Genomic DNA, 15,735 nt, shown 5'->3' with positions numbered 1-15,735 from the left:
CTAGACTAACTTTTTCATTATTCACTGACTGGTTTAACAACGATTTGACGTTTAGAATCCAGTGCTGCGGATAATTGTTTTACATCTTGGTGGTCTAAATAGAAATCGGCCACTTTATCTTCGATGTGTTCTTGAATGATACGACGTAATGGACGTGCTCCCATGGCAGGATTGTATCCTAAATCAACGATTTGATCTTTTACTCCGTCGGTAACATGAACATGGATACCTTGTTGTGATAACATTTGGTTCATATTATCAATCATTAGGGTAACGATTTGTTTCAAACTATCCTTAGAAAGTGGATTGAATTCAACAATATCATCAAACCGATTTAAAAATTCAGGTTTGAAGTAATCGCCAAGATGGTTCATTGCTGAATGGGCTTGACCTGATGCGCTAGCACCAAATCCAACGCTAGATTCAGAAACACCAGTTCCGGCATTACTGGTCATTATGATTACGGTATCCTTAAACGATACGGTCCGGCCTTGGGAATCAGTTAGCCGTCCGTCATCTAGAATTTGTAAGAAGGCATGTAAAACGTCTGGATTAGCTTTTTCAATTTCATCAAAAAGAATTAAGCTGTAAGGGTTCCGACGTACCTTTTCCGTTAATTGACCGGCTTCATCATAGCCAACATAGCCAGGAGGGGAACCGATTAATTTAGAAATAGAATGAGGTTCACGGTATTCAGACATATCGAATCGAATCATTGCATCTGAAGAACCGAAAAGTTCATTTGCTAATTGCTTAGCTAGTTCGGTTTTACCAACTCCGGTTGTTCCTACAAATAAGAATGAACCAATTGGCCGCCCAGTTCCATTAAATCCAACTCGATTCCGTTTAATGGCCTTAGCTACAGTATCAACAGCTGCATCTTGACCAATTAAGTGTTGTTTTAATTCTGGTGCTAAGTCTTTTAATTGTTGTTGTTCCTTAGCTTGTAATTCACCAACTGGAATATTAGTAGCTTCTTCAACAATTTTTTCGATGTCGCGAACCGTAACTTCAGGCGTACTTTCCTTTTCGTTACTACCGGCATCCTTCATATTCTTGAACTTTTTAACTTGATCGCGATAGTAAGCAGCCTTTTCGTAGTCTTCTGCTTTAAGCGCACTTTCTTTTTGTTCCTCAGCGTGCTTAATTTGACTATCAAGGGATGCTTGATCAATGGTATTAAGCGTTAAATTCTTTCTCGAACCAGCTTCATCAATTAAGTCGATAGCCTTATCTGGTAAGAAACGATCTTGAATGTAGCGATCAGATAATTTAACGGCTGCTTTAATTGCGGCAGGGGAATACTTAATATGGTGGTATGCTTCATACTTACCTTGAATGCCTTTTAGAATTTTAACGGCTTCTTTTGGTTCAGGTTCTTGAACCATCACCTTTTGGAACCGTCTAGCTAAGGCAGCGTCTTTTTCGATATCACGATATTCCTTTAAGGTAGTGGCACCGATCAATTGAAATTCACCACGGGCTAGTGCAGGCTTTAATACGTTTCCTGCGTCCATACCACCATCGGCATTTCCAGCCCCCATAATTTCATGAATTTCATCAATGAATAAAATGATGTTAGGGTTAGATTGAACTTCCTTAACTAGTGATTGCATCCGTTTTTCAAATTGACCACGAATTCCAGTGCCTTGAACTAGTGAGACCACATCAAGTCTGATTACTTGCTTGTTCTTTAGTTTTTCAGGAACGTTACCGTCTGCAATTTCTAAAGCTAGTCCTTCAACGACTGCAGTTTTACCAACTCCGGCTTCACCAATTAAAACTGGGTTATTCTTAGTTCTTCGATTAAGAATTTCAATTACACGTTTAATTTCTTTATTCCGCCCAATGACTGGATCGATTTTACCATCCTTAGCTAATTGGGTCATATTAATCCCGTACTGACTTAATACACTGTTATTGCCGGAATTACCATTATTTCCAGCGCCATTTTGTGGATTCATACGATTTTGGTTAGGATTTACACCTTGGTTTCCATTTTGCATTGCATGGAAAATATCATTTAAATCGCCAAATCCAAATGGATCTTGTGCCATATTAGCACCTCCATTCTGATTATTTTGTGTCAGAAGCTGATAGCAATTTTGACATAAGTCAATTCGCTGTCTTTGACCATTACGACTGACGTACAAGTGAATGGTAGCTTCATTTTCATGACAGTTTTGACATAGCATATTGCTACTCTCCTTTGATTTAAAGATTGGTCAGAAAAACGTTTGACCATTACTGACCATGTAAAGCTATTATACAACTTAACTTATTTGATTCAAGCAATTTGATTTAAACATGGCTGCTGGTGAAATCTTGGAATTAGGGTCTTAGATTGAATATAATATAAATATACACGTAAGGAGTGGAAGTTTTTGAAAAATAATTATGCCGATTTATTAAAGCAACTGAAAAATGGTGATATTCAAACGATTGAAGTAACCCCAGATGAATTCATGGCTTTTCAAAAGGCTTTCATGGATTTTGAAAGTCGCAAACGCGTGGTGGGAACTGCTAATCGTGAAGGTAAGATTGTTTATCATTTTGAGCAATAATGCCTTATATGAGTGGATTAAGTGAAATTCATCATTATATGTTATAATTAAAGAAAATGGCATCAATTACTTATTTATTTTTAATCAAATAGTAATTTTAAGGAGGAACAAATAATGAAACAAAGCCAATTTAAGATTATCGCTGAAACTGGTATTCATGCAAGACCTGCTACGTTGTTAGTTCAAACAGCTAGTAAGTATTCTTCTGATATTAATTTAGAGTACGATGGCAAAAAAGTTAACTTAAAATCAATCATGGGTGTAATGTCTCTAGGTGTTGGTCAAAACGCAGAAATTACCATCACTGCTGATGGTAATGACGAAGACCAAGCATTAGAAGATATTGCTAAAACGCTCAAAAAAGAGGGTTTATCTGATTAAAAATGCATAAGTTAGAAGGAATTTCTGCTAGCGAAGGGATCTCGATTGCCAAAGCATACAAAATCGGTGAACCGGATTTATCATTTAAAGATGTCATCGTTAATGATAAAGAATCAGAAATAAATCGCCTACACGATGCTTTAAATGCATCGATTGATGATTTAAATCAAATTAAGGATAATATTGTTGAGAACTTAGGTGAAAATGAAGGGATGGTTTTTCAATCACATGTTGAAATGTTATCTGACCCTGAATTTATAAGTTCAATTGAACAATTAATTTTGGATAAGGGAATGTGTGCTGAAAAGGCACTCGATGTTACTACCAATAACTTTATTCATCTTTTTAAATCTAATGTTACTAATGTTTGGATGAAGGCTCAAATTCGTGAACGAACAAGTGATGTAATTGATATCAAACGGCGAGTCCTAAGTCATTTATTAGGGGTAAAACTACCAGATTTATCGTTAGTTGATCGACCTGTAATCATAGTTGCTAAGGACATTACCCCTAGTGATATTGCTCAGTTAAATGGTAAATACGTGAAGGGAATTGTTGCGGAGTTTGGTGCTCAGACATCCCATTCATCCATTATGGCTCGGACCTTGAAATTACCAATGATTCTAAGGGCTAAGGGTGCTGTTAAGGAGATTAGAAATGATGATGAACTAATCGTTGATGGTCTATCTGGCACGATTATTGTAAAACCAACTCGTCTTCAGATCATGGAATATCATGAGCGGATAAAGGCTTTTCACATTGAGCTTAAAAAGTTAGCTCAATTTCAAAAGCAATTAACAACGACTGCTGATCAAAGGCATTTGAGAATTGAGGCTAATATTGGCAACGATCGTGACTTAAAGGCATTAGACAGCTCTGCTGAGGGTATTGGTCTTTATCGGACTGAATTCTTATTTATGGGTCGTGACCATGTACCCAGTGAAGAAGAACAATTTGAGAGTTATCGCAAGGCGGTCTTTTATATGCGTGGCAAACCAGTCGTGTTCAGAACGTTAGATATTGGTAATGATAAACAAGTGCACGGGATTAACTTACCACCAGAAGAGAACCCAGCTTTAGGTGAACGTGGTATTAGAGTTAGTTTAGACCATGATAAAATGTTTAGGACTCAGTTAAGAGCTTTAATTCGAGCATCGAGTTATGGTGATATCTCAATTATATTTCCAATGATTACGACAATTGATGAATATCGCAAAGCTTGCTCCATCTATGATGAAGAACGTGCCACCATGATTAAAGATGGACAAAATGTCGGAAATGTTAGCTTAGGGATTATGATTGAAACTCCTGCAGCAGCCTTAATTGCCGATCAGTTTGCGCGTGAAGTAGATGTTGTGAGTGTCGGGACCAACGATTTGATTCAATATGTGATGGCTAGTGACCGAATGGATGGTAACGTTGCTGATTTATATCAGCCTTTAAATCCAGCAGTGATTAGGCTCTTAAAGTTTGTCGTGGATGCATTTCATACTGAGGGTAAGGATGTTGCTATTTGCGGCGAAATGGCTGCTAGTCACATGGCAATTCCGTTGTTAATTGGCATGGGAATCGATGAATTTTCCATGAGTAATGAATCGATTTTAAAAACTAGACAATTTATTAGCCACATTGATTCTAAATACGCTAAAAAAGTTTTAGATGATGTTATTGATAATGCAGCTACCGTATCAGACGTTATTGCTAAGCTAAATCATTTCTTAGATAAAATTTAATATCATTGATTATGAAAGCGCTAGTCCCTTTTTAATAGGGGGATAGCGCTTTATTTATAGTATTAGGTAGTTTGCAAACCAGTTGTAAAAACAATTATAATGAAAATGTTAAAATGCTCTTAAATGGGTATTTAGTTAATAATGAAAGGAAGTGGATCAAATCAATATTGGAATATTTACTGATACGTATTTTCCACAAGTTAGTGGGGTTGCCACTTCTATTAAAACGTTAAAAAACCAACTTGAAAATGATGGGCACCAGGTCTACATATTCACGACGACCGACCCACATGTTGGGAAAAATACTTTTGAACAAAATATCTTTCGGTTTTCTAGCATTCCGTTTGTATCATTTTCGGACCGTCGAATTGCGGTGCGAGGATTATTTCAAGCATATCAAATTGCTAAGAAATTAAATCTAGATATTGTTCACACACAGACCGAATTCTCAATGGGGATTATTGGTAAATTTGTTGCTAAGAATTTGCGGATTCCATGCTTGCATACTTACCATACAATGTATGAGGATTATTTACATTATGTGGCTAACGGTAAGTTATTAAAGCCCATTCATGTTAAAGAGGGGACGCTTGCCTTTTGTCATAAAATGTCTGGTGTAGTGGCACCAAGTGAACGGGTATTAGATACGTTGACATCATATGGAGTCAAAAGTCCCATTCGGGTAATCCCGACTGGAATTGACGTGGCTAAGTATGATCAGACCGATTCAATGAACTTACGAGGGCAATTTGGTTTTAATGATCAAACGCCAATTTTATTATCCGTAAGTAGATTGGCGTTTGAAAAAAACATTAATGAATTAATTGATGCAATGCCTAAAATAATTGAACGAGTTCCTGACACACAATTAGTAATTGTTGGGGATGGACCCGCTAAGGAATCATTAGAAGCTCAGGTTAAAGCCCTTCACTTGACGGATAACGTCGTATTCACTGGTGAGGTTAATAATGATGAAGTTAGTCACTACTATCATATGGCTAATATTTTTGTTTCAACGTCCAATTCCGAATCACAGGGACTAACTTATATCGAAGCAATGGCTGCTGGAGTGAAGGTGATCGTTGTAAAGAGTGCTTATACTGATGATTTATTAAACGATAAGTCGTTAGGGATGACTTTTTCAACTGAGGATGAATTTATTAATGATGTTGCTGAATATTTAAAATATCCTGATCGATACTTGGTGGTTTCAGACGAACTTCGAAAGCAAAAACTGAACAGCATTTCTGCTGATAATTTTGAAAAACAAATCGTTAGTTTTTATCGAAATGCTCAGTTGGAATATGAAGAAAGCGTTGATAAATCAGCGGAAATAGACTACTAAAGGAAGATAACGATGTTAAAAATTAATATGTTTTCAACAGCTGACAAAGTTAAAGGACAAGGAGTCGGTAGTGCATATGATGAATTAATTCAAATGTTAAATGCTTACTTCAAGGACGAATTTGATATTCGAATTAATCAATGGAGTCGGGCTGATATCAGCCACTATCATACGATTAACCCAACTTTTTACCTTTCCACATTTTTCAAAAAACGGGGCCGCAAGATTGGCTATGTGCATTTTTTACCAGAAACCCTAGAGGGAAGTCTGAAAATGCCTAAACCAATTCGCAGCCTTTTTTATAAGTATGTAATTGCCTTTTATAAACGAATGGATCATATCGTGGTCGTGAATCCGATGTTCATTGAAAAACTAGCTAATTATGGCATTGATCCGAACAAGGTCACGTATATTCCTAATTTTGTTAGCAAGGATGAATTTTACCCTGTTGATGATAATCAGCAAGCTAATTTAAGAAATCAGTATGGGTATGATCCTAGTCGCTTTATGGTACTTGGCACTGGTCAAGTGCAAACTAGAAAGGGAATTTTAGATTTTGCTAAATTGGCGCAAAAAAACCCTAAGGTTCAATTTGTGTGGGCTGGAGGATTTTCATTTGGTCAAATTACTGATGGATATAAAGAATTGAAACAAATTGTTGATAATCCACCCCAAAACTTATCGTTTCCAGGGATTGTAGACCGTGATAAATTGGTCGATTTTTATAATATGTGTGACTTATTCTTGTTGCCATCGTTTAATGAACTATTTCCAATGTCTGTTTTAGAAGCATTTTCATGTGGAAAGCCAGTGTTGCTAAGAGATTTAGACTTATATCGGGTGATTATCGATGGATACTATGCATCGTTTAAGGATTTTACCGAATTGAACTTAAAACTAAATCGATTAATTGATGATCCTCATCAGTTAAAAGCAATGCGAGAACGTTCGTTAAAGGCTTCTGACTATTATTCTGAAGACCATTTAGCTAAAATTTGGCACTCATTTTATCTTGAACAATCTAAAAAGGGGTAGTGTATGTCTAAAAAGAATTTATTGTCGTTATTAGGGATGTTTGCGTTAGGCATTCTTATTTTTTGGTACTTTATTCGTGATGTTAATATTAACTTATTAATTGCTGACTTTTTTAATATTAACTGGTACTGGATGCTAGTAGCTACACTATGTATGTTTATTTACTTTGGGTTTGAAGCTTGGATTACTCATAAGTTGGTCAAAGACCAGGGGGATAATGATTTTACGATTAAAGATGCGATTCGAATTCCCTTGGTTGAACAACTATTTAATGGAATCACACCGTTTTCTTCAGGTGGACAACCTGCTCAGCTACTAGTAATGATCCAAACTGGTATTGATGGGGGACGTGCTAGCTCAGTCTTATTAATGAAATTCGTTGTTTTTCAAGCGATGATTGTGATTAATTTTATTTTTAGTCTGTTCATTGGATTTCATTATATTGCTGAGAAAATGCATTACCTATCGTTATTTGTTTTATTTGGGTTTATAATTCATTTGGTAGTAATTATTGTGTTATTGATGATCATGTATTGGCATGGTTTTACCAAGCGTTTCTTAACGGTGGCGATGAAGCCCCTCCGTTATTTTGTTAAACCCGAGCGCTTTACTAAGTGGCAGTCAACACTATCACAAAAAATTGATAATTTTTATCTTGAAAGTGTTAGAATCGCCCATCGTTGGAAGCTATTGGTCAAGATCGCAATCATTACATTCTTTCAACTACTGTTTTATTATTTAGTTCCTTACTTCATTATGTTATCGCTGGGTTACGATCAGGCAAACATTGTTATGATCGTTAGTTTACATGTTTTAATCGTAATGATTATCTCACTATTTCCAATTCCTGGTGGAGCAGGGGGAGCCGAATATAGTTTTGAAATGCTGTTTAAGAGTTACATTACTAACAGTAGTAAATTGGTATTAGCATTACTATTATGGCGTTTGTTAACTTATTATCTAGGAATGATTTTAGGGGCGATTGCTCTATTTGTTAAACCGGATAAAGTTCATGAATAAGTAATAATCAGTAATTTGAATACCTTATAACAATTTAGTGGAGGCACTTATAATGTCTAATCATATAAAACAAGGAAATAATCGCTTTTTAAACTCTAGAATGGGGTTCTTTTTATTAGTGTTATTTCTATTCTGGGCAAAGACTTACTTTGCTTATCAAACTGAGTTTACACTCGGTGCTAAGGGTGCTTTACAGCAGTTCTTATTAGTAGTTAACCCCATTCCAGCTGGAATTTTACTATTTGGGATTGGTTTATACTTTAGAGGGCGACTTGCATATTGGTTCATGTTAATCATGGATTTGATTCAATCCATTTGGTTATTCGCCAATATTGTTTATTATCGGGAGTTCTCTGATTTTTTGACATTTGGAATTATTAAAGGTTCCGGAGATGTTCAAAATAACCTGGGAAAGAGTTTAGCTGAAATCATTCATCCAATTGACTTTGTGGTCTTTTTAGATGTAATTGTTTTAGTAGGACTGCTCATCTTTAAAGTAATTAAGATTGATAAACGTCCTTATAAGTTCTGGAACGCATTTGCATTAACGGTCCTATCATTTGTACTAATGTTTGGTGAATACAATATTGCGAATGCTGATCGTTCTGGATTGTTAACTCGTTCTTTTGACAATAACTATATTGTTAAATACTTAGGGATGAATGAATATGCTGCTTTTAATGCTTATCAGACTGAAAAAGAAAGTCAGACTAGAGCAAAAGCTAAGGCTAGTGATTTAGATAGCGTTCTTAAGTACCTTAAAAAGAATCGGACTAAAAACAATATTGAATACTATGGAAAAGAAAAGGGTAAGAACGTCTTTATTATTCACTTAGAGAGTTTTCAGCAATTTTTGATTGATTATAAAGTGGATGGTAAGGAAGTTACACCAAATATTAATCGTTTCTACCATGATCAACACACTGTTTCATTTGATAACTTTTACCATCAAGTAGCCCAAGGAAAAACATCTGATGCAGAAATGATGCTAGAAAATTCTTTATTTGGGTTACCACAAGGTTCTGCGATGGTTAGTTATGGAACACAAAATACGTACGAAGCAGCTCCAGCTATTCTTGCTCAAAAAGGATACACTACTGCTGCATTCCATGGGGATGTACCAAGTTTTTGGAATCGTGAAAACACCTATAAATCATGGGGTTATCAATATTTCTTTGATTCTAGCTACTTTAAAGAAAAGCCATCTTATAGTGTAGGATATGGTCTAAAGGATAAGATCTTCTTTAAGGATGCTGCAAACTATATTCAACAGCTTCCACAGCCATTTTATGCAAAGTTGATTACTTTAACTAATCATTATCCATATATTTTAGATAAGCAAAACCAAAGTTTCCCTGCTACTAAGACGGGGGATGACACAGTTGATCCTTATGTTCAAACGGCTCATTATCTTGACCAAGCATTTGGTGAGTTTATTAACTATTTAAAGAAAACCGGACTATATGATAATAGTGTCGTGGTTGCTTATGGTGATCATTATGGAATTTCTAATAATCATAGACCAGCAATTGCACAACTATTACACAAGAAGAGTATTAATAGTTATGACTTAGCTCAATTCCAAAAGGTACCATTTATGATTCACGGAAGTAATCTACAAGGCAAAATCGATCACACTTATGGTGGTGAAATTGATGTATTGCCTACTTTACTACACATTTTAGGAATTAAAGATAATAACAAGATTCAATTTGGACAAGATTTACTATCTACTAACCGCAAACAAATTGTAGCGTTTAGAAACGGTGATTTTGTTACTCCTAAATATACATCGGTCGGTAGTACCGTTTATTTAACTAAGACTTGTAAGAAAATTACACCAAATGCAAAGCAAAAGAAACGTCTTGAAGCAATTCAAAATCATGTTAATACTGAACTATCATTATCTGATCGAGTAGTGCAAGGTGATTTATTACGTTTCTATGATCCAAAGGGCTTTGTAAAGGTTAATAAGCGTGATTATAATTATAAACCAAGTGCGGGATTAGCTAGTTTGAAAGAACGCAATGCTAAAGAACACACTAGTTTAGTGGATGAAAATGGTGGTAAATCAACTATGGGTGACTATAAAACTGATGCTCCTGAACTAAAATAAAAAAGTTTGAAAAAAGTAGTTGCCAAAATAAAATAATTAGTGTAATATAATAATCATCGTTTTGATAAGTTATCAATTCGGTGATTTTTATTTTTGTCAAAAACAAATTAGAAAAAGTTGTTGACAAAGATATTTACGTTTGATATTATATTAAACGTTGTCAATTAGTTAACGTCATTGAGGCGTTTATCCAATTCGACTAAAAATTAATTTTAAAAAGTTGTTGACATTGAGTTATCAATTTGTTATTATTAAATAGTTGTCGTTATGAACGACACATTCAAGTAGATCTTTGAAAACTGAACAAAATTATGACAAAGATGTGTAAGGAACTTCATAATTAATTATGAAGACAAAATCTTATGCGAAGTCAATTCGCTTAAAAGTAACAATATTAGAAGAGCTAAGTTAAGCTTTTCATCTTAAGATGAGAGTTTGATCCTGGCTCAGGACGAACGTTGGCGGCGTGCCTAATACATGCAAGTCGAACGAGTTTCCGTTAATGATAGTTGATGCTTGCATTAACTTGACTTAACATCGAAACGAGTGGCGAACTGGTGAGTAACACGTAGATAACTTGCCCTAAAGCGGGGGATAACATTTGGAAACAAGTGCTAATACCGCATAACAACAAAAACCGCATGGTTTTTGTTTGAAAGATGCGTTTGCATCACTTTAGGATGGATCTGCGGCGTATTAGCTTGTTGGTGGGGTAATGGCCTACCAAGGCAATGATACGTAGCCGACCTGAGAGGGTAATCGGCCACAATGGGACTGAGACACGGCCCATACTCCTACGGGAGGCAGCAGTAGGGAATCTTCCACAATGGACGCAAGTCTGATGGAGCAACGCCGCGTGAGTGAAGAAGGGTTTCGGCTCGTAAAACTCTGTTGTTAAAGAAGAACGGGTATGATAGGAAATGATCATATCGTGACGGTATTTAACCAGAAAGTCACGGCTAACTACGTGCCAGCAGCCGCGGTAATACGTAGGTGGCAAACGTTGTCCGGATTTATTGGGCGTAAAGCGAGCGCAGGCGGTTTCTTAAGTCTGATGTGAAAGCCTTCGGCTTAACCGAAGAAGTGCATCGGAAACTGGGAAACTTGAGTGCAGAAGAGGACAGTGGAACTCCATGTGTAGCGGTGAAATGCGTAGATATATGGAAGAACACCAGTGGCGAAGGCGGCTGTCTGGTCTGTAACTGACGCTGAGGTTCGAAAGCATGGGTAGCAAACAGGATTAGATACCCTGGTAGTCCATGCCGTAAACGATGAATGCTAGGTGTTAGAGGGTTTCCGCCCTTTAGTGCCGCAGCTAACGCATTAAGCATTCCGCCTGGGGAGTACGACCGCAAGGTTGAAACTCAAAGGAATTGACGGGGACCCGCACAAGTGGTGGAGCATGTGGTTTAATTCGATGCTACGCGAAGAACCTTACCAGGCCTTGACATCTCCTGCAAAGCTAAGAGATTAGCCGTTCCCTTCGGGGACAGGATGACAGGTGGTGCATGGTTGTCGTCAGCTCGTGTCGTGAGATGTTGGGTTAAGTCCCGCAACGAGCGCAACCCCTATTATTAGTTGCCAGCATTAAGTTGGGCACTCTAGTGAGACTGCCGGTGACAAACCGGAGGAAGGTGGGGACGACGTCAAATCATCATGCCCCTTATGGCCTGGGCTACACACGTGCTACAATGGACGGTACAACGAGTCGCGAAACCGCGAGGTTAAGCTAATCTCTTAAAGCCGTTCTCAGTTCGGATTGTAGGCTGCAACTCGCCTACATGAAGTTGGAATCACTAGTAATCGTGGATCAGCATGCCACGGTGAATACGTTCCCGGGTCTTGTACACACCGCCCGTCACACCATGAGAGTTAGTAATACCCAAAGTCGGTGTAGTAACCTCTTTTGAGGAGCAAGCCGCCTAAGGTAGGACTGATGATTAGGGTGAAGTCGTAACAAGGTAGCCGTAGGAGAACCTGCGGCTGGATCACCTCCTTTCTAAGGAATAATTCGGAACCTTATACAGTCATAGTTTTGTTTAGTTTTGAGAGGTCTACTTCTCAAACTATAGAACCACGCTTCTTTGGGCCTATAGCTCAGTTGGTGAGAGCGCACGCCTGATAAGCGTGAGGTCGATGGTTCGAGTCCATTTAGGCCCATTGCTAATCTTAGTGATTAGATTTAAATGGTATGGGGAATTAGCTCAGCTGGGAGAGCACCTGCTTTGCAAGCAGGAGGTCAGCGGTTCGATCCCGCTATTCTCCATTGACACGTCAGTGTCATAATACTTGGTTCTTTGAAAACTAGATAATATTTTAATTTTTCCAAATTGAATTGTATTAAATACAATTTCAACCGAGAACACCGCGTTATTTTGAGTTTTTTAAATAGTTTATTCGTATTTACTCAATTAACCAAATACCACTTTGTGGTAATAGGTTAAGTTATTAAGGGCGCATGGTGGATGCCTTGGTACTAGGAGCCGATGAAGGACGGGACTAACGCCGATATGCTTCGGGGAGCTGTACGTAAGCTTTGATCCGGAGATTTCCGAATGGGGAAACCCAATAATCTTTATCGATTATTACTTAATGACGAATTCATACTCATTAAGAGGCAGACGTGGGGAACTGAAACATCTAAGTACCCACAGGAAGAGAAAGAAAATTCGATTCCCTCAGTAGCGGCGAGCGAACGGGGATCAGCCCAAACCATTGAGTTTACTCGATGGGGTTGTAGGACTGAACATTTGAGTTACCAAAGGATTAGATAGTCGAAAGATCTGGGAAGTTCTGCGACACAAGGTGATAGCCCTGTAGACGAAATCTAATCCCCTCAGTTCAGGATCCTGAGTACGGCAATACACGTGAAACGTTGCCGGAATCCGGGAGGACCATCTCCCAAGGCTAAATACTCCCTAGTGACCGATAGTGAACCAGTACCGTGAGGGAAAGGTGAAAAGCACCCCGGAAGGGGAGTGAAATAGTTCCTGAAACCATGTGCCTACAAGCAGTTAGAGCCCGTTAATGGGTGATAGCGTGCCTCTTGCAGAATGAACCGGCGAGTTATGATAACATGCAAGGTTAAGACGAAAAATCGGAGCCGTAGCGAAAGCGAGTCTGAATAGGGCGCTTTAGTATGTTGTGATAGACCCGAAACCAGGTGATCTACCCATGTCCAGGCTGAAAGTGTGGTAAAACACACCGGAGGGCCGAACCCGTGTACGTTGAAAAGTGCTGGGATGAGGTGTGGGTAGCGGTGAAATTCCAAACGAACTTGGAGATAGCTGGTTCTCTCCGAAATAGCTTTAGGGTTAGCCTTGGAGTTGAGAATCATGGAGGTAGAGCACTGTTTGGATGAGGGGCCCGTCTTGGGTTACTGAATTCAGATAAACTCCGAATGCCATTGATTTATATCCAGGAGTCAGACGATGAGTGATAAGATCCACCGTCGAAAGGGGAACAGCCCAGACCACCAATTAAGGTCCCTAAATATATGCTGAGTGGAAAAGGATGTGGAGTTGCATAGACAACTAGGATGTTGGCTCAGAAGCAGCCACCATTTAAAGAGTGCGTAATAGCTCACTAGTCGAGTGATCCTGCGCCGAAAATTTACCGGGGCTAAGCATATTACCGAGATTGTGGACGTAACTTTGTTACGTGATAGGAGAGCGTTCTAAGGGCAATGAAGTCAGACCGTAAGGACTGGTGGAGCGCTTAGAAGTGAGAATGCCGGTATGAGTAGCGAAAGATCAGTGAGAATCTGATCCACCGAATGACTAAGGTTTCCTGGGGAAGGCTCGTCCTCCCAGGGTTAGTCGGGACCTAAGCCGAGGCTGAGAAGCGTAGGCGATGGATAACAGGTTGAGATTCCTGTACTAGTTAACTATGTTTGAACGATGGAAGGACGTAGGAGGCTAAACGTAGCATCCTGTTGGATATGGATGTTCAAGCACTAAGTCAGGTATTGAGTCAAATGCTTAATACCGGGTTGACAAGGTGTGATGAGGACCGAAATTTAGTAGGGAAGTCGTTGACGTCACACTACCGAGAAAAGTTTCTAGTTAGTAGTTAACTACCCGTACCGCAAACCGACACAGGTAGTCGAGGAGAGTATCCTAAGGTGAGCGAGTGAACTCTCGTTAAGGAACTCGGCAAAATGACCCCGTAACTTCGGGAGAAGGGGTGCTGCACTATGTGCAGCCGCAGTGAAAAAGCTCAGGCGACTGTTTATCAAAAACACAGGTTTCTGCAAAATCGTAAGATGAAGTATAGGGGCTGACGCCTGCCCGGTGCTGGAAGGTTAAGTGGATGAGTTAGCTTCGGCGAAGCTCAGAAACGAAGCCCCAGTAAACGGCGGCCGTAACTATAACGGTCCTAAGGTAGCGAAATTCCTTGTCGGGTAAGTTCCGACCCGCACGAAAGGCGTAACGATCTGAGCACTGTCTCAACGAGAGACTCGGTGAAATTGAGATACCTGTGAAGAAGCAGGTTACCCGCGACAGGACGGAAAGACCCCATGGAGCTTTACTGTAACTTGATATTGGGTGTTTGTATAGCTTGTACAGGATAGGTAGGAGCCATAGAAGTCGGAACGCTAGTTTCGATGGAGGCATTGGTGGGATACTACCCTCGCTGTATGAACACTCTAACCCGCACCACTCATCGTGGTGGGAGACAGTGTCTGGTTGGCAGTTTGACTGGGGCGGTCGCCTCCTAAACAGTAACGGAGGCGCCCAAAGGTTCCCTCAGAATGGTTGGAAATCATTCGACGAGTGTAAAGGCAGAAGGGAGCTTGACTGCGAGACATACAGGTCGAGCAGGGACGAAAGTCGGGCTTAGTGATCCGGTGGTACCGTATGGAAGGGCCATCGCTCAACGGATAAAAGCTACCCTGGGGATAACAGGCTTATCTCCCCCAAGAGTTCACATCGACGGGGAGGTTTGGCACCTCGATGTCGGCTCATCGCATCCTGGGGCTGTAGTTGGTCCCAAGGGTTGGGCTGTTCGCCCATTAAAGCGGTACGCGAGCTGGGTTCAGAACGTCGTGAGACAGTTCGGTCCCTATCCGTCGCGGGCGTAGGAAATTTGAGAGGAGCTGCTCTTAGTACGAGAGGACCGGAGTGGACATACCGCTGGTGTACCAGTTGTGCCGCCAGGCGCATCGCTGGGTAGCTATGTATGGATGAGATAAACGCTGAAAGCATCTAAGTGTGAAACCCACCTCGAGATGAGATTTCCCATTCCTTTATGGAAGTAAGACCCCTGAGAGATGATCAGGTAAATAGGTTGGAAGTGGAAGTGCAGTGATGCATGGAGCGGACCAATACTAATCGGTCGAGGACTTAACCAAGTAAGGTAGTTCTCACGGAAGAATAAAATATTATCTAGTTTTGAGAGAACGAAGTTCTCACAGTTAAATAGTGTGGTGATGATTGCCAGAAGGATACACCTGTTCCCATGTCGAACACAGCAGTTAAGCTTCTGTACGCCAAAAGTAGTTGGGGGATCGCCCCTGCGAGGATAGGACGTTGCCACGCT

8 protein-coding genes, 2 tRNA genes and 3 rRNA genes are annotated in these 15,735 nt (G+C 39.6%); 12 read left to right on the top strand and 1 reads right to left on the bottom strand.

Annotation, left to right across the window (positions count from 1 at the left end; all coding sequences use genetic code 11):
- Positions 1-17: 17 nt before the first annotated feature.
- Entirely contained in the window at positions 18-2,195 is a 2,178-nt protein-coding gene (locus R4146_RS00065; protein WP_339959442.1) for an ATP-dependent Clp protease ATP-binding subunit, read from the bottom strand.
- A 189-nt stretch (positions 2,196-2,384) separates the two neighbouring features.
- Here R4146_RS00065 and ykzS point away from each other — a divergent pair, with 189 nt between their 5' ends.
- The 12 genes from ykzS (at position 2,385) to rrf (ending at position 15,734) form a co-directional block, all read left to right on the top strand.
- Positions 2,385-2,564 (top strand): protein YkzS, encoded by a 180-nt coding sequence (gene ykzS / locus R4146_RS00060; protein WP_339959441.1) that lies wholly within the window; start codon positions 2,385-2,387, stop codon positions 2,562-2,564.
- A 114-nt stretch (positions 2,565-2,678) separates the two neighbouring features.
- Complete coding sequence (locus tag R4146_RS00055; protein ID WP_339959440.1) at positions 2,679-2,945, top strand: phosphocarrier protein HPr; 267 nt, start codon at positions 2,679-2,681, stop codon at positions 2,943-2,945.
- 2 nt (positions 2,946-2,947) lie between these two features.
- The gene (ptsP, locus tag R4146_RS00050) at positions 2,948-4,678 is read left to right on the top strand and encodes a phosphoenolpyruvate--protein phosphotransferase (protein ID WP_339959439.1); all 1,731 of its coding nucleotides are present in this window, start codon (positions 2,948-2,950) and stop codon (positions 4,676-4,678) included.
- Positions 4,679-4,838: 160 nt separating this feature from the next.
- Positions 4,839-6,023 (top strand): glycosyltransferase family 4 protein, encoded by a 1,185-nt coding sequence (locus tag R4146_RS00045; protein WP_339960613.1) that lies wholly within the window; start codon positions 4,839-4,841, stop codon positions 6,021-6,023.
- Positions 6,024-6,035: 12 nt separating this feature from the next.
- Positions 6,036-7,058 (top strand): glycosyltransferase family 4 protein, encoded by a 1,023-nt coding sequence (locus R4146_RS00040; protein ID WP_339959438.1) that lies wholly within the window; start codon positions 6,036-6,038, stop codon positions 7,056-7,058.
- A 3-nt stretch (positions 7,059-7,061) separates the two neighbouring features.
- Positions 7,062-8,078, top strand: coding sequence for a lysylphosphatidylglycerol synthase transmembrane domain-containing protein (locus tag R4146_RS00035; RefSeq protein WP_339959437.1), 1,017 nt, complete (start codon positions 7,062-7,064; stop codon positions 8,076-8,078).
- A gap of 52 nt (positions 8,079-8,130) precedes the next feature.
- Complete coding sequence (locus R4146_RS00030) at positions 8,131-10,194, top strand: LTA synthase family protein (RefSeq protein ID WP_339959436.1); 2,064 nt, start codon at positions 8,131-8,133, stop codon at positions 10,192-10,194.
- Between the two features lie 423 nt (positions 10,195-10,617).
- Positions 10,618-12,193, top strand: a 16S ribosomal RNA gene (locus tag R4146_RS00025).
- An 87-nt stretch (positions 12,194-12,280) separates the two neighbouring features.
- A tRNA-Ile gene (locus R4146_RS00020) sits at positions 12,281-12,354 on the top strand.
- A 33-nt stretch (positions 12,355-12,387) separates the two neighbouring features.
- Positions 12,388-12,460: transfer RNA gene (locus tag R4146_RS00015), tRNA-Ala, on the top strand.
- Between the two features lie 172 nt (positions 12,461-12,632).
- Positions 12,633-15,547, top strand: a 23S ribosomal RNA gene (locus tag R4146_RS00010).
- A 71-nt stretch (positions 15,548-15,618) separates the two neighbouring features.
- Positions 15,619-15,734, top strand: a 5S ribosomal RNA gene (rrf, locus tag R4146_RS00005).
- The 16S, 23S and 5S rRNA genes sit together here with 2 tRNA genes alongside, the layout of an rRNA operon.
- The last annotated feature ends 1 nt before the right edge of the window (position 15,735 follow it).

The sequence above is a fragment of the Nicoliella lavandulae genome (assembly GCF_037546185.1).
Classification (GTDB): domain Bacteria; phylum Bacillota; class Bacilli; order Lactobacillales; family Lactobacillaceae; genus Nicoliella; species Nicoliella lavandulae.
This window is presented reverse-complemented; position numbering and strand designations above follow the sequence as displayed.